Source organism: Actinocorallia libanotica (genome assembly GCF_039525175.1).
Lineage (GTDB): Bacteria > Actinomycetota > Actinomycetes > Streptosporangiales > Streptosporangiaceae > Actinocorallia > Actinocorallia libanotica.
Genome location: NZ_BAAAHH010000012.1, coordinates 63,235 through 81,171, shown reverse-complemented (window position 1 = coordinate 81,171; position 17,937 = coordinate 63,235). Strand labels below are relative to the sequence as shown.

1 protein-coding gene is annotated in these 17,937 nt (G+C 76.1%); it reads left to right on the top strand.

Annotated elements, in window-relative coordinates; translation table 11 throughout:
• The first annotated feature begins 9 nt into the window (after positions 1-9).
• A complete protein-coding gene (locus ABD140_RS16610; protein ID WP_344241733.1) occupies positions 10-17,925 on the top strand; it encodes an SDR family NAD(P)-dependent oxidoreductase in 17,916 nt (5,971 codons plus the stop codon).
• Positions 17,926-17,937 lie beyond the last annotated feature (12 nt).

Genomic DNA, 17,937 nt, shown 5'->3' with positions numbered 1-17,937 from the left:
AGGCCCCCGTTGAACCGACCACGGTCCGTCCCCGACACCAGGCCCGTCGCCGTGATCGGGGTGGCGTGCCGCCTGCCCGGCGCACCCGACCCCGCGGCGCTGTGGAACCTGCTGGCCGAGGGCCGCAGCGCGATCCGCGAAACGCCCCGCGAGCGCGCCACCGCCCTGGAACCCGGCCACCCCGGCACCCGGTTCGGCGGATACCTGGAGGACATCGCCGGATTCGACACCGAGTTCTTCGGGATCTCCCCGCTGGAGGCCGCCGCCACCGACCCCCAGCAGCGGCTCGTCCTGGAACTGGCCTGGGAGGCTCTGGAGGACGCCGGGATCGTGCCCGCCACGCTGCGCGACACAGCGACCGGGGTCTTCGTCGGCGCCATCGCCGACGAGTACGCCGTCCTCTCCCGCACGAGCGAACCCGGACGGCACACCCTCACCGGCACCACCCGCGGCATCATCGCCAACCGCGTCTCCTACACCCTCGGCCTCACCGGACCCAGCATCGCCGTCGACACCGCCCAGTCCTCCTCACTCGTCGCGGTGCACCTGGCCTGCGAGAGCCTGCGGCGCGGCGAATCGGCCCTGGCCCTGGCCGGAGGCGTCAACCTCATCGTCGACCCCGACGGGACCGCCGCCGTCGCCCGCTTCGGCGCGCTGTCACCCGACGGGCACTGCCACACCTTCGACCGCCGCGCCAACGGCTACGTGCGAGGAGAAGGCGCGGGCCTGGTCCTCCTCAAACCGCTGGAGGACGCCCTGGCCGACGGCGACCACGTCTACGCCGTCATCGCGGGCGGCGCCGTCAACAACGACGGCGCGACCGGCGGGCTGACCGTGCCCAGCGCCGAAGCCCAGGCCGAGGTGATCCGCCGCGCCTGCGCCGCCTCCGGCCTGGCCCCCGCCGACCTGCGCTACGTCGAGCTGCACGGCACCGGAACCCCCCTGGGCGACCCGATCGAGGCCCGCGGCCTGGGCCTGGCGCGCGGCGGCGACGCGCCCGTCGTGCAGGTCGGCTCGGTCAAGACCAACGTCGGCCACCTGGAGGGCGCCGCCGGGATCACCGGCCTGCTCAAGACCGTCCTGAGCATCGACCGCCGCCACCTGCCCGCCACCCTCGGGCACACCGACCCCAACCCCGCCATCGACCTGGACGCCTGGCGCCTGGCCGTGCGCACCCAGGCGGGCCCCTGGCCCGAAGGCCCCCTGGTGGCGGGCGTCAGCTCCTGGGGCATGGGCGGCACCAACTGCCACCTCGTCCTCACCGAAGCACCCGCACCCGACCCCGCCCCCGCTCGCGGCGAGCCCCGGTCCTCGGACGAGCCGCTGTTCACCGGAGAGGCCGGGCCGCTGCTGCTCAGCGCGCGGTCCGAGGCGGCCCTGCGGGGGCAGGCCGCCCGGCTGCGCGACACCCTCACCGAAGGCGTCCCCGACGGACTGGGCCGGGCGCTGGCCACGACCCGCACCGCCTTCACCCACCGGGCCGCCCTCACCGGCGACGCCCTCCAAGGCCTGGAAGCCCTCGCAGCCGGCAGGCCCGCGCCGGGAGTACGCACCGGGAGGGCCTCCACCGGGCACCTCGCGGTGCTCTTCCCCGGCCAGGGCAGCCAGCGGCCCGGCATGGGCAGCACCGCCGCGGCCTACCGGGAGGCGTTCGCGGAGGTCGCCGAACTGCTGGACGCACGCCTGCCCCAGCCCATCGGCCGCATCATCGACGGGCCCGCCGAGAACCTCAACCGCACCGCCTTCACCCAGCCCGCCCTGTTCGCCGTCGAGGTCGCCTCCTACCGGCTCCTGCGCTCCCTGGGCGCGCGGCCGTCGTTCGTGGCGGGCCACTCCATCGGCGAGGTCGCCGCCGCGCACGTCGCGGGCATCCTGGACCTGGCCTCGGCCGTCGAGCTCATCACCGCGCGCGGACGGCTCATGGACGCCCTGCCCGAAGGCGGCACGATGCTCGCCGTCGGCGCCTCCGAGACCGCCGTCACCGCGCTGATCGGCGGCGAGGGGGCGGCGGTCGCCGCCGTCAACGGGCCCGAGGCGGTCGTGGTGTCGGGGGAGCGCGCCGCGGTGGAGCAGATCGCCGCCCGCGCCGCCGAACACGGCTACCGCACCCGCCGCCTGGAGGTCAGCCACGCCTTCCACTCGCCCCTGATGGAGCCGATGCTCGCGGACTTCCGCGAGGTCCTGGACGGGCTGGACTTCGGCCGCGCCCGCATCCCGTTCGTCTCGACCGTCACCGGCGGGCTCCTCGAGACCACCGACGCCGGCTACTGGGTGGAGCACGCGCGCCGCCCCGTCCGCTTCACCGACGGCCTGCGCCGCCTGCGCGACCTGGGCGCGGACGTCTTCGTGGAAGCCGGGCCCGGCGCCGTCCTGAGCGGCCTGGGCAAGGAGGCCACCGGGGCGGCGTTCGTGCCGCTGCTGGGCCGCGACGGCGACCCGGCCGCCGCCGTCGCCGGGCTCTACACCGCCGGAGTGCCACTGGACTGGGAGGCGGTCTACGGCAGGAAGCGCACCCGCGTGCCGCTGCCGACCTACGCCTTCCAACGCGAACCGCACTGGCTGGACGGCACCGCACGACCCCGGACGGCTCCGGCCGTCCCGGCCGCGACGCCCGGTGCTCCTCAACCCGCCGACCTCGACCTGGAGGCACGGGTCCTGGCGGAGATCGCCGCCGCGCTCGGCTTCACCGACCCGGCCAGGATCGACCGCGAAGCCACCTTCCAGGAACTGGGCCTGGACTCCCTCGGCCTCGTCGGGCTGCGCGAGCGGCTCGGCGAACTGCTGGACGCCGACCTGCCCGCCGCGACCCTCTTCGCCCACCCCACCGCCACCGCGCTGGTCGAGCACCTGAGCGGCGCACCCGAACAGGCGCAGACCCGCGCGGCACGGGCCGCCGACGACGACCCCGTGGTGATCGTCGGCATGGGCTGCCGCTACCCCGGCGGCGTCGCCTCACCCGAGGACCTGTGGGAGCTCCTCGCCGAAGGCCGCGACGTCATCGGCGACTTCCCCGACGACCGCGGCTGGGACCCGCAAACCCTGGACACGGCCACCCGGCGCGGCGGCTTCCTGCACGGAGCCGGCGAGTTCGACGCGGCGTTCTTCGGCATCAGCCCCCGCGAGGCACTCGCGATCGACCCCCAGCAGCGGCTGCTGCTCCAGGTCGCCTGGGAGGCGCTGGAGAGGGCGGGCATCGACCCGCTGTCCCTCAAGGAGAGCGACACCGGCGTCTTCATCGGCGCGACCACCTCCGACTACACACCCCGCCTGCACGAAGGCGACGGCTCGGCCGACGGCTACCTGCTGACCGGCGGCACCATGAGCGTCGCCTCCGGCCGGATCGCCTACGTCCTGGGACTGCGCGGACCCGCCCTGACCGTCGACACCGCCTGCTCCTCCTCCCTGGTCGCCCTCGACCTGGCCGTCCGCGCCGTCCGCTCCGGAGAGACGGGCGTCGCGCTGGCCGGAGGCGCCGCCGTCATGGCCACGCCCGGCATGTTCGTGGAGTTCTCCCGCCAGCGAGGCCTGTCCCCGGACGGACGGTGCAAGGCCTTCGGCGCCGCAGCAGACGGCACCGGCTGGGCCGAAGGCGTCGGCGTTCTGGTCGTGGAACGCCTCTCCCTCGCCCGCGCGCACGGGCACCGCGTCCTTGCCGTCATCGCGGGCTCGGCCGTCAACCAGGACGGAGCCAGCAACGGCCTCACCGCACCCAACGGGCGCGCCCAGGAGCAGGTCATCGCCCGCGCGCTGGCCGACGCCGGGCTGAGCCCGGCCGACGTGGACGCCGTCGAAGCACACGGCACCGGCACCACGCTCGGCGACCCGATCGAAGCCCACGCCCTCAGCGCCGCCTACGGCCGCGACCGCGAGAGGCCCCTGCTCCTCGGCTCCCTCAAATCCAACCTCGGCCACACCCAGGCCGCCGCCGGGGTCGGCGGCGTCATCAAGATGGTGCAGGCCCTCCAGCACGCCGTCCTGCCGCGCACCCTGCACGCCGACGAACCCTCCCCGCACATCACCTGGACGGAATCGGGCCTGTCCCTGCTCACCGAGCAGACCGCCTGGCCCGACACCGGCAGGCCGCGCCGCGCCGCCGTCTCCTCCTTCGGCATCAGCGGCACCAACGCCCACCTCATCCTCCAGCAGGCCCCACCGGAAACACCGGCCGAGGAGCCCCCGGCGCAGGCACCGCCGCTGCTCCTGTCGGCAGCCGACCCCGCCTCCCTGGCCCGCCACGCCGACGCCGTCGCCGACCACCTGGCCGCCCGACCCGACCTCGCGGCGACCGCCGGGACGCTGCTGACCCGCGCCCGGCTCCGCCACGGTGCGGCCGTGCTGTCCGGCGAACCCGCCACCGCGACGGCGGCGCTGCGGGCCCTGGCCTCCGGCGAGCCGCACGCCGACCTCGTCACAGCCGAACGCGTCACCGGCCGCACGGTGTTCGTCTTCCCCGGACAGGGATCGCAGTGGCCCGCCATGGCCCGCGGACTGCTGGAGCACGACCCGGCGTTCCGCGCCGAGATCGAGGCCTGCGCGGCGGCCTTCGCCGAGCACACCGACTGGTCGCTGACCGCCGTCCTGCGCGGCGAGGAGGGGGCGCCGCCGCTGGAGCGCGTCGACGTCGTCCAACCGGTGCTGTTCGCCGTGATGGCAGCCCTCGCCGCCGCCTGGCGCGCCGCCGGAGTCATCCCCGACGCCGTCGTCGGCCACTCCCAGGGCGAGATCGCCGCCGCCTACGTCGCCGGAGCCCTGGACCTGGCCGACGCCGCCCGCCTGATCGTCCTGCGCAGCCGAGCCCTCCGGCGCATCACCGGAAACGGCGGCATGGTCTCAGTCGCCCTGCCCGCCCAAGAGCTCACCGGCCTGCCCGACGGCCTGGAGATCGCGGTGCGCAACGGGCCGCGCTCCACCGTCGTCGCCGGCCCCGACGCCCTCCTGGACGACCTGCTGGCCAGGGCCGAACGCGAAGGGTTCCGCGCCCGCCGCGTCCCCGTCGACTACGCCTCCCACACCGCCTTCACCGAACCGCTGCGCGCCGAACTCCTGGAGGCCTTCGCCGGGCTCGCCCCCCGCCCCGCCGCCACCGCGTTCTGCTCGACCGTCACCGCCGGCACCCTGGACACCACGAACCTGGACGCCGACTACTGGTACCGCAACCTGCGCCGGACCGTGCGGTTCGAGGAGGCCGTCGGCCACCTCATCGACACCGGCCACCACCGGTTCGTGGAGATCAGCGCCCACCCCGTGCTGACCTTCGCCATCGAGGAGATCCTCGCCGCCCGCACCGTGCCCGGCACCGTCCAGGGCACGCTGCGCCGCGACCACGGCGGCCCCGAACAGCTCCGGCGCGCCCTGGCCGCCGCCCACCTCAGCGGCGCCGACGTCACCTGGCCGCGCCCGCCCGCCGACCCCGCCCTGCCCACCTACCCCTTCGCCCGCGACCGCTACTGGCTCACCCCCTCCGCACGCGGCCCCGCCTCCAGCGGCCACCCGCTCATCGAAACGGCCGTAGCGCTCGCCGACGACGCCCTGCTGGTGACCGGCCGCATCGACCCCGCCGCCCAGCCGTGGCTGGCCGACCACGCCGTCCGCGGCCGCCCCCTGGTACCCGGCACCGTCCTTGCCGAACTCGCCGCCCGCGCCGGAGAACAAGCCGGAGCACCCGAGGTCGCCGAACTGACCGTCCGCGCGCCGCTGCCCCTGCACCCGGCCCGCCTGCAACTCCTGGCCGGCCCGCCCGACCCCGACGGCCGCCGTGCCTTCGACCTGCACGCCCGCCCCGCCGACGACCAACCATGGACACTGCACGCCTCCGGCGTCCTGGCCCCCGCCGCGGACACCGGCACCCCCTACACCGGGCCCGGGCCCGGGCCCGACGCCGCCCCGATCGACCTCACCGGAATCTACGACCGCCTCTTCCGGCTCGGCTACGACTACGGGCCCGCCTTCCAGGGCCTTTCCGCCGCCTGGCGCACCGGCGGCGTCCTGCACGCCGAGGTGAGCGGCCCCGACGGAGAGTTCGCCGTCCACCCCGCCCTCCTGGACGCCGCCCTGCACCCCGTCGTGGCGGGCCTGCTCGGCGCCGAACCCGAACGGCCGCTGCTGCCCTTCGCCTTCGAGGGCCTGCGGCTGGAGCGGCCCGCCTCCGGCATCCTGCGCGTGCGGATCGAGCCCCTGTCCGCCGACCGCTACCGCTTCTCGTTCACCGACGCCGACGGACGGCCCGTGGGCGAGATCGCCTCCTTGGCGTTCCGGCCCCTGGCCGCCGAAGACGCCCGGCCCCTCGTCCACCACCTCACCTGGGAGCCCCTGCCGGAAGGATCCGCCGCCCCCTTCGCCGTCCTGCACGGCCTGGGCGGAACGGACCTGCTCACCGGCCCCCACCCGATCGTCACCGACCTGGCCGACGCGCCACCGACCGTCCTCGTCCCCCTCGGCCCCGCCGCACCCGACGAAGCCTCCGACGAAGCCGAGGGCACGGCCGGCGCGGCGCGCGCGCGGACCGCCGCGGTCCTGGACCTGATCCAGGAAACGCTCCCCGGCACCACCCGTCTGGTCTTCGCGGTCGCCGAAGACGACCTCGCCTCCGCGCCCGTACGCGGCCTGGTCCGCACCGCCGCCGCCGAACACCCCGGACGGTTCGCGCTGGCCGCCGTCACCGGATCCGCGCCCGCCGCGCTCCTGGCCGCCGACCACGGCGAACCCGAGGTGGCCGTACGCGGCGGGAAGGTGCTCGGACGCCGTCTGACGGCCGCGACGAGCCAGGGGCCGCCCCGACCCGTCCCCGAGGGCACCGTTCTGATCACCGGCGGCACCGGCGGCCTCGGCTCACTGGTCGCCCGGCGGTTCGCCGCGGCCGAGAACCCGCCGCACCTGCTGCTGGCCGGCCGCTCGGGCATCACCGCGCCCGGCGCGCCCGACCTGGTGGCGGAGCTGACCTCGGCGGGCGCCACCGTGACCGTCGCCGCCTGCGACGTCACCGACCGCGCCGCGCTCCGGCGGCTCCTGGCCGACATCCCGCCCGAGCGGCCGCTGCGCGCCGTCGTCCACACCGCCGGCCTGCTCGCCGACGCCACCGTGGCCAACCTGACCCGGGCGCGGCTGGCCGACGCGCTGCGGCCCAAGATCGACGCCGCCTGGCACCTGCACGAGCTGACCCTCGGCCTGCCGCTGGAGCGCTTCGACCTGTTCTCCTCCGCCGTCGCCGCCCTGGGCGTCCCCGGGCAGGGCAACTACGCGGCGGGCAACGCCTTCCTGGACGCGCTCGCCGAGCACCGCCACCGGCTCGGACTGCCCGCCGCCTCCCTGGCGTGGGGGGTGTGGGACGAGGCCAGCGCGATGACCGGCCACCTCACCGACGCCGACCGGACCCGGCTGGCCCGCCTCGGTGTCGGCGGCCTCGCCACCGAGGAGGCGCTCGACGTCCTGGACCGGGCCGAGGGCCCCTACGCCTTCGTCTCCCCGCTGGAGGAGACCCTGCTGCGGGAGGAGGCGGCGGCCGGACGGCTGCCCGCGCTGTTCTCCCGGCTCGTGCGCAGGCCCGGCCGCGCCCGCCGCCAGGAGCAGGGCGCCTGGGCGCGCAGGCTCCTGGCCGAACGGCCCGAGGACCGGCGGCGCACGGCCGTCGCCCTGCTGCGCGAGCAGGTCGCCGCCGTCCTCGGCCACACCGACCCCTCCGCCTTGGGCTCGGCCCTGGCGTTCAAGGACCTGGGCTTCGACTCCCTGACCGCCGTGGAACTGCGCACCCGGCTGACGGCCCTGACCGGCCTGAGCCTGCCCGCCACGATCGTCTTCGAGTTCCCCACCATCACCGAACTCGCCCACCACCTCGCCTCCTCACTGGAGGAACGCCCTGTCACGGCCGCTCCCGTCACGGTCCGGGCCGCCGCCTCCTCCGATGACCCTGTGGTGATCGTCGGGATGGGCTGCCGCTATCCCGGCGGGGCGGCCTCGCCCGAGGAGCTGTGGGAGCTCGTCTTCGAAGGCCGCGACGTCATCGGCGACTTCCCCGACGACCGGGGCTGGAACGTCGAGGCGCTCTTCCACCCCGACCCCGACCACCGGGGCACCTCCTCCACCCGGCGCGGCGGCTTCCTGCACGGAGCCGGGGAGTTCGACGCGGCGTTCTTCGGGATGAGCCCCCGCGAGGCGCTGGCCACCGACCCGCAGCAGCGGCTGCTGCTGCAGGTCGCCTGGGAGGCGCTGGAGAGGGCGGGCATCGACCCGCTGTCCCTCAAGGAATCCGACACCGGGGTGTTCGTCGGCGCGATGTACGACGACTACGCGGCGCGGCTGCACGCCGCACCCGAAGAGCTCGAAGGGCTGCTGCTGGCGGGCAACCAGTCGAGTGTGGCCTCGGGCCGGATCGCCTACCAGCTCGGTTTGCGCGGGCCCGCGCTGACCGTCGACACCGCCTGCTCCTCCTCCCTGGTCGCCCTCGACCTCGCCGTCCGCGCGATCCGCTCCGGGGAGGTGAGCATGGCGCTGGCCGGGGGAGTGGCCGTCATGGCCACGCCCGGCATGTTCGTGGAGTTCTCCCGCCAGCGCGGCCTGTCCCCGGACGGCCGCTGCAAGGCCTTCGGCGCCGCAGCAGACGGCACCGGCTGGTCCGAGGGCGTGGGGATGCTCGTCGTGGAGCGCCTGTCGCGAGCACGTGAGCACGGGCACCGGGTGCTGGCCGTGATCGCGGGCTCGGCCGTCAACCAGGACGGGGCCAGCAACGGGCTGACCGCCCCCAACGGGCGCGCCCAGGAGCAGGTCATCACCCGGGCGCTGGCGGACGCGGGTCTGTCGCCGGGCGACGTGGACGCCGTCGAGGCGCACGGCACCGGGACCGTCCTGGGCGACCCGATCGAGGCGCACGCCCTGATCGCCGCCTACGGCCGCGACCGCGAGACGCCGCTGCTCCTCGGCTCCCTGAAGTCCAACCTCGGCCACACCCAGGCCGCCGCCGGGGTCGGCGGCGTCATCAAGATGGTGCAGGCGCTGCACCACGGTGTGCTGCCGCGCACCCTGCACGCCGACGAGCCCTCCCCGCACGTGGAGTGGGACCCCTCCGTCGCCCTGCTCACCGAGCGGACCGCCTGGCCCGAGACCGGCAGGCCCCGCCGCGCGGGCGTCTCCTCCTTCGGCATCAGCGGCACCAACGCCCACCTCATCCTCCAGCAGGCACCGCCGGAACCCGGCCGGACGGATGAGAGCCACGAGGCCGGACCGCTCGTGCTGTCGGCGAAGACGGAGACCGCCCTGCGCGCGCAGGCCGCCGCCCTGCACGAACTGTTCACCGGGCCGGCCGCGCCCGACCCGGCGGGCGTATCCCTCACCCTGGCCCGCCGCAGCCGCTTCCCCCACCGCGCCGTCCTCGAACCCGGCCCCGACCTGCCGGACGCGCTGGCCGCGCTGCGCGACGGCCGTCCCCACCCCCTCCTGGTCACCGGCACGGCTCGCGAAGAGCAGCGGCTCGCCGCGCTGTTCTCCGGGCAGGGCTCGCAGCGCACCGGGATGGCACTCGAACTCCTGGCCGCCTCGCCCCGGTTCGCCGAGGCCTTCGACGCCGTCGCCGACGGTTTCGGCCTCGACCTGCGCGGCCTCCTGGCCGACGAGGACGGCCCGCTGCACCAGACCCGGTACGCCCAGCCCGCGCTCTTCGCCGTCGAGGTGGCCCTGTACCGGCTCGCCGAATCCCACGGACTGCGCCCGGACCACCTCATCGGCCACTCCATCGGTGAACTCGCCGCCGCACACGTCGCCGGGGTCCTCGACCTCGCCGCCACCTGCACGCTGGTCGCCGCCCGTGGACGGCTCATGCAGTCGGCACGGCAGGGCGGCGCGATGGCGGCCTTCGACGGCACCGAACAGCAGATCACCGACCTGGCGGGCGGCGCCGCCGACCTGGCCGCCGTCAACGGGCCCGGCTCCGTCGTCCTGTCAGGCGACGCCGCGACCATCGACGAGCTGGTCGCGCGCTGGAAGGCCGGCGGTCGGCGCGCGACCCGCCTCAAGGTCAGCCACGCCTTCCACTCCGCCCACATGGACGAGGTCCTGGCGGAGTTCCGCGAGGTCGCCTCCGGGCTGGTCTTCCACCCGGCACGACTGCCCGTCATCTCGACCGTGACCGGCACCGTCGCCGCCCCCGAGGACCTGGCCGACCCCGACTACTGGACCGCCCAGATCCGCCGCCCCGTCCGGTTCGCCGACGCGGTACGCGCCGCACGCAAAGTCGGGGTCACCTGCTTCGTCGAACTCGGCCCCGACGGCACCCTGGCCGCGCACGCCGGAGAGGACGGCGCGCTCGCCGTCCCCGTGCTGCGGCGCGACCGCCCCGAGGTCCGCTCCTTCCGCGAGGCGCTGGCCCGCCTGCACACCGCGGGCGTCCCCGTCGACCACGCCTCCTTCGTCTCCGGCGCGCGCCCGGCCGACCTGCCCACCTACCCGTTCCAGACCCGCCGCTACTGGCTGCTGCCCGACACCGCGCCCGCCACCCCCGCCGACCTCGGCCTGGACGCCGCCCCGCACCCGCTGCTCGGCGGCTCCACCGACCTGCCCGACGGCGGCCGGCTGTTCACCGGCGTGCTGTCCACCGAACGCACCCCCTGGCTGGCCGACCACCGCATCGGCGGCCGCGCCCTGGCCCCCGCCGCGCTCCTGGCCGAACTCGCGCTGGCCGTCGGCGCCGCCACCGGACGCCCCCACCTGGCCGACCTCACCCTCGACGCGCCGATCGTCCTGGACGGGGAGGTACGGCTCCAGCTGACCCTCACCGGCTCGGGCGAGCTGACCTTCCGCACCCGGCGGGAAGACACCTGGACCACCCACGCCACCGCCACCCTCACCGACACCGACGCCGCGCCCGCGCCTTCCGTCGCGCCGATCCCGGATGCGCCGGGCGTCCTGGCCGAAGGCGTCCACGCGGCACTGGCCGGACACGGCTACGACTACGGCCCCGCCTTCCGCGGCCTGACCGCCGCCTGGTCCGACGGCGACACCCTCTACGCCGAAGCGGCACTGCCCCCGCTGCCCGCGGCCGAGACGACCCGCCACCTCCTGCACCCGGCCCTGCTGGACGCTGCCCTGCACACCCTGCCCCTGCACGGACTCGACGGCCCCTCCCGCATCCCCTACGGGCTGGAAGGCGTCCGCCTGCACACCGCGCACGCCACCGCCGTCCGCGCCCGCCTCACCCCCCTGGACGCCGACTCCTACCGGCTGGAGCTGACCGACCGCGACGGCCGCCCCGTCCTGACCGCCGACCGGCTCCGGCTCCGGCCCCTGCCCACCGCCGCCCGCCTGTACGAGCTGCGCTGGCACCCCGCCGACACCGTCGACGACGCACCCGGCCCGGTGGCGCAGCCGCAGAACGTCGCGGAGGCCTTGGCCCTCGTCCAGGAACACCTCTCCCACGACCTCCCCGAGCCCCTGACGGTCAGGACGCACGGCCTGGCCACCGAAGACGACGAACCCGCCTCCCGAGAGGCCGCCGCGATCTGGGGCCTGGTCGGCGCCGCCCAGGCCGAACACCCCGGACGCCTCCTACTGATCGACGGCAAGCCGAACGGCGGCGAACCGACCGGTCGTGTGGGGAGCGGCGGTGTGGGGAGCGTGTCGGTCGGGGTGTCCCGTGCCGCCGTCCGCGACGGCCGGACCCTGACGCCCCGGCTCGTCCCCCTGACGGCCGAGCCGGGCGGTGAGCCGCTGTGGCCGCGCAGCGCCGAGGGTGGCACCGTGCTGGTCACCGGCGGGACCGGGGCGGTCGGCCGTGCCGTCGCCCGCCATCTGGCCGCCGCGCACGGCGTGCGCAACCTGCTGCTGGCGGGACGGCGCGGAGCCGGCCATCCCGACGCCGCCGAGATCGAGGAGGAGCTCTCCGCGCTCGGCGCGCACCCGGCGTTCGCCGCGCTGGACCTCACCGACCGTGACGCGCTCGCCGCCCTGCTGGACGCCGTGCCGCTGACCGGCGTCGTCCACGCCGCCGGGATCACCGGCGACGCGACGGTCACCCGCCTGGACCCCGAGACCCTGCACCAGGTCATCGCCGTCAAGGCCGACACCGCCCGGCACCTGGACGAACTCACCCGGGGCCGCGACCTCGACGCCTTCGTGGCCTTCGGCTCCGTCGCCGCGGTGCTCGGTACGGCAGGGCAGGCCGCCTACGCGGCGGCCAACGCCTCCCTGGAGGCCGTCACCCGTGCCCGCCGCCTGGCCGGGGAGCGCGCTGTCACCCTGCACTGGGGCCTGTGGGACCTGGACGGCGGCATGGCCGCGGACCTGTCCGAACGCGACCTCGTCCGCCTCGCCGACGCCGGGATCCGGCCGATGGCCGAACACGAGGCACTGTCCCTGCTCGACACGGCGCTCGCCACCGGCAGGCCCGCCCTCGTCGCCGCCCGCCTTGACCGCGTCCCCGCCGCACTCACCCCGCCCGTCACGACCACCACGACCACCACGACCACCACGACCAACGCGGCCGCTGCGACCGTCCGGGAGGCCCGGACCGGGCCGCTGGTCCTGGAGGCGATCGCGGCCGTCCTCGGCTACGGCGGAGCCGCCGAGATCGACACCGAACGGACCTTCGCCGAACTGGGCGTCGACTCGCTGACCGCCGTGGAACTGCGCAACCGGCTCTCGTCCGTCCTGGGCGTCCGGCTGCCCGGCGCGGTCATCTTCGACCACCCGACGCCCCGCGCCCTGATCGACCACCTCGAACGCCCCGCCGGCCTCGACGACCCCGGGCACGACCGGGAGGAGCCCGCTCCGGCGGCCGTGTCCGCCGACGAGCCGATCGCCATCGTCGGGATGGCCTGCCGGTTCCCCGGCGGTGTGCGCACCCCAGCCGACCTGTGGGAGCTGCTGGAGGAGGGTCGCGACGCCATCACCGCCTTCCCCGACGACCGCGGCTGGGACCCCGCCCTCTACGACCCCGACCCCGAGCGCACCGGCACGTCCACGACCCGCTACGGCGGCTTCCTGCACGACGCCGCCGAGTTCGACCCCGAGTTCTTCGGGATCAGCCCGCGCGAGGCACTGGCCGTCGACCCGCAACAACGCCTGCTGCTGCAAGCCGCGTGGGAGGCCGTCGAGGACGCCGGGATCGACCCGGCGAGCCTGCGCGGCAGCCAGAGCGGCGTCTTCGTCGGCGTCATGTACTCCGACTACGGGGCGCGCGTGCACCAGCGGCCCGGCGCGGCCCGCGAACTGGAGGGCTACCTGGTCAGCGGCAGCGCCGGAAGCGTCGCCTCCGGCCGCATCTCCTACACCCTCGGGCTGGAGGGCCCGGCGGTGACGATCGACACCGCCTGCTCCTCCTCCCTGGTGGCCGTGCACCAGGCCGCCCAGGCGCTGCGGCTCGGCGAATGCTCCCTGGCGCTGGCCGGAGGCGCGACCGTGATGGCCAGCCCCGCGACGTTCGTGGAGTTCTCCCGCCAGCGCGGCCTGGCTGACGACGGCCGCTGCAAACCGTTCTCGGCCGCCGCCGACGGCACCGCCTGGGGCGAGGGCGCGGGCCTGCTCGTCCTCCAGCGCCTGTCGGACGCGCTGCGCGACGGGCGCAGGGTCCTGGCGGTCGTGCGCGGCTCGGCCGTCAACCAGGACGGGGCCAGCAACGGGCTCACCGCCCCCAACGGCCCCTCCCAGGAGCGGGTGATCCGCGGCGCGCTGCGCGGTGCCGGGCTGCGGCCCCGCGACGTGGACGTCCTGGAGGCGCACGGCACCGGCACCCGGCTCGGCGACCCGATCGAAGCCGGCGCCGTCCTCAACACCTACGGCGGCGACCGGAACGGCAGGCCCCCGCTGCTGATGGGATCGGTCAAGTCCAACCTCGGCCACACCCAGGCCGCCGCCGGCGTCGCGGGCATCATCAAGTCGGTCCTGGCCATGCGGCACGGCCGGGTCCCGGCCACCTTGCACCTGGACGGGCTGAGCGAGCACGTCGACTGGTCGCCGGGCACGGTCGACGTGCCCGCCGCCACCGTGCCCTGGCCCGACGGTCCCGGCCCGCGCCGCGCGGCGGTGTCCTCCTTCGGCATCAGCGGCACCAACGCCCACGTCATCCTGGAGCAGGGGCCGCCCGAACCCGCCCGCGAACACCGCCAAGAAGGCTCTGTCGTGCCGTGGGTGCTCAGCGCCCGCACCGAGGACGGAGTGCGCGAGCAGGCCGAACGGCTGCACCACCGCGTCCTGGCCGACCCGCAGGCCCACCCGGCCGACGTCGCCTACGCGCTGGCCACCACCCGTACCGCCTTCGACCACCGGGCCGTGATCCTGGGCCGCAGCAGGGAGGAGCTCCTGGCCGGGCTGGACGCCCTCCGCACCGGCGCGCCCGCAGGCGACGGCTTCCCCCTCGTGGTGACGGGGACCGCCGCACGGGGCGCGACCGCCGTCCTGTTCACCGGGCAGGGCAGCCAACGCGCGGACATGGCCGAGGAACTACGGGAGGCCTTCCCGGTCTTCGCACGGGCCTTCGACGAGGTCACCGCCCTGTTCCGCGAGCAGGAGGGCCTCGACGTACCGGCCGCGATCGCCGACCCCTCGCTCATCGACCAGACCCGCCACACCCAAGCAGCCCTGTTCACCGTTGAGGTGGCGCTGTTCCGCCTCCTGGAGTCCCTCGGGCTGCGGGCCGAACTGCTGGCGGGGCACTCCATCGGCGAGCTGGCCGCCGCCCACCTCAGCGGCGCGCTCGCCCTGGCCGACGCCGTCACCCTGGTCGGCCTGCGCGGACGGCTCATGCAGGAATGCCCGGAAGGCGGACTGATGCACGCCGTCCAGGCCGACCCCGAGACCGTCCGCGCCGTGCTCGCCGAGACCGGGGCCGCGGCCGACATCGCAGCGGTCAACGGACCCGAGGCGGTCGTGGTGTCCGGCGACGCCGACGCGGTGGAGACCGTGACCGGCCTGCTGCGCGAGCGCGGGCACCGGGTCCGGCCGCTGACGGTCAGCCACGCCTTCCACTCCGCCCACATGGACCCCGCCGCGGCACGGTTCCGCGACCAGGTGGACACCGTGGCGACCGGCACGATGGGACGAACCGTGGTCTCCACGCTCACCGGCCGCGAAGCAGGACCCGAACTGCTGGGCTCCGGAACGCACTGGGCCGACCAGGTCCGGGGCACCGTCCGCTTCGCCGACGCCCTGCGGCGGCTACGGGAGCTCGGCGCGGTCCGCTTCCTGGAGGTCGGCCCCGACGCGGCGCTGACCGCCCTGCTCCGCCAGACCGACGAGACGCGCGCCCACGCCGTCATGGACCGCAGACACCCCGACACGCAGGCGTTCTGGACGTTCGTGGCCGGGGCGTACGTCGCGGGCGCGGACTGGGACTGGCGGGCGCTTCTGGGCCCGGACGCCGCGCCCGTGCCGCTGCCGACCTACCCGTTCCGGCGCGAGCGGCTGTGGCTGATGCCGCCCGCCGCGGACGGCACCGCCGCCGGCATCGGCGCGGACGAGCCCGCCCACCCGCTGCTGGCCGCCTCCGTCACCACCCCGGACGCGAGCAGCACGTTCCACACCGGCGTGCTCTCCCACCGCCGCCAGCCCTGGCTCGCCGACCACGCCCTGCGCGGCGTCCCGCTGCTGCCCGCCGCCGCCCTCGCCGACCTCACCGCACGGCTGGCCGCCGAACACGGACACCCGGCCGTCCGCGAGCTGTCCCTGCACGCGCCGGTCCTCATCGGCGCGACAGAAGAGATACGGCTGCGGGTGAGCGTCACCGGCCCGCACGCGCAGATCCACACCCGCCCGGCCGACGCCGAAGAGTGGACCCTCAACGCCGAAGCCGTCCTGGGCGAGACCGAACCCGGCCCCGCCTGGGCGGGGGAGCGCCCCGCAGCCGCCCGGCCGGTGGACCTGTCCGGCCTGTACCCGGCGCTGGCGGCACGCGGCTACGACTACGGGTCCGCCTTCCAGGGGCTGCGCGCCCTGTGGCGGGACGGCACCGACTCCTACGCCGAGGTCGCCACCGAGGACGGCACGCTGCCCGGCCTGATCGACGCGGCCTTCCACGCCTGGATCGCCGACGGCGACGGACCCCTGCTGGTGCCCTACGCCTTCCGCGACCTGCGGATCCACGGCGAGCCGCGCGGCCCGCTGCGGGTGCGGCTGCGCCGGACCGGCGAGGACGCCTTCGCGCTGGACGCCGTCGACGAACGCGGCCGCCCGGCGTTCTCGGCGGGCGAGGTCCGGGCGCGGCAGGTCGAGGCCGCCGCCCTCCTTGCCCGGCGCACCACCGCGCTCCGGCCGTACGAGGTCGCCTGGGTGCAGGCACGTCTCGACGCCGCGCCCGCCGGGCGGACGGTCGTGCTCGGCGACCCGATTCCCGGCCTGGCGCTCGAAGCGGTGCCCGTCCCCGACGGCACCGAGGACGTGATCGTCGCCGCCGCCCCGGAAGGCGGAATCCGGACGAGCGTCCTGGCCGTCCGCGACCTGATCCTCACCCTGCCGGAACGGGCACGCCTGGTCGTGCTCACCCGCGGCGCACTCGCCGCCACACCCGGAGACCGGGTCGAGCACGCCGAACAAGCCGCCCTGTGGGGGCTGGTCCGCACCGCCCGGCAGGAGCGCCCCGGCCGCGTCGGCATCGTCGACGCCGACGACCACCCCGACACCCTCACCGCCCTGCCCCGCCTGCTGGCCTCGGCCCCCGGCCAGCTCGCCGTCCGCCGCGGCACCGCCCTCCGACCCCGCCTGCGCGCCCTGCCCGCATCCCCCGCGCCGGATGGGCGGAGCGGGCCGGATCTGGGTGCGGAGACCGTTCTGGTCACCGGCGCGGGCGGGGCGCTCGGCTCGGCGATCGCCCGGCATCTGGCCGGGCACCGGCTGCTCCTGGTCAGCAGGCGCGGTGACGCCGATCCGGGGCTGGCGGCGCTCGGCGCGGAACTGGACGCCGAGGTCGCCGCCTGCGACCTGGCCGACTCCGACGCCGTGGCCGAGCTGCTGCGCGGACGCACCCTCAGCGCGGTCGTCCACTCGGCGGGCGTGCTGGCGGACGCCGTCCTGGACAACCTCACCGCGGACGACCTGGACCGGGTGCTGCGGCCCAAGACCGACGCCGCCTGGAACCTGCACCGGCACACCGAGGACCAGCCGCTGCGCGCGTTCGTGCTGTTCTCCTCCATCGCGGGCGTGGTCGGCAACGCCGGGCAGGCCGCCTACGCGGCGGCCAACACCGCCCTGGACGCGCTCGCCCAGCGGCGCCGCGCCGAGGGGCTCCCGGCGACCTCGCTGGCCTGGGGCCTGTGGGAGGACGGCATGGCCGCCGCCCTCGACCCGGCGGCGCGCGCCCGTATCGACCGGCTCGGCATCCGGCCGCTGGCCGCCGCCGAAGGACTGGAGCTGTTCGACCGCTCCCTCGACGCCGACGCCGCCCTGCTCGTCACGGCCAGACTCGCCCCCGCCGCCTCGCCGGGCCTGCCGGAGGTCCTCGCCGACCTGGCACCCGCCCGGCCGGCGCCGCCGCGCGAGACGCTGGGGGAGCGGGTCGCCGGGCTGGACCGGGAGGCGGCGCTGGATCTGGTGCGCGGGGCGGTGGCCGCGCGGATCGCCGAGGTCCTGGGCCTCGACGGCCCCGCGCGCGTCCCCGACGACCGCGGCCTGTTCGACCTCGGCCTGGACTCGCTGACCGCCGTGGAGCTGCGCAACCGGCTGAGCGCCGACCTCGGCGAACGCCTGCCCACGACCGTCCTGTTCGACCAGCCGACCGTCCGCGCCCTCGGCGCCCACCTGCTGGACCTGTGCGAGCCGGCCCGGCCCGGCTACGACCCGCAGGTGCTGGCGGCCTGGATCGCGGCCGCCGACGGCGACGGCCGCGCGGAGCTGGCGCGGGCGCTGAAGGACGCGCTGAGCGCGCTCGACACCTCCGAGGAGGACGACTTTGGCATGGATTCAGCCTCCGACGATGAACTGTTCGGGTTGCTGGACCGGGAACTGAGCGACTGAGGCAGGAGCGGA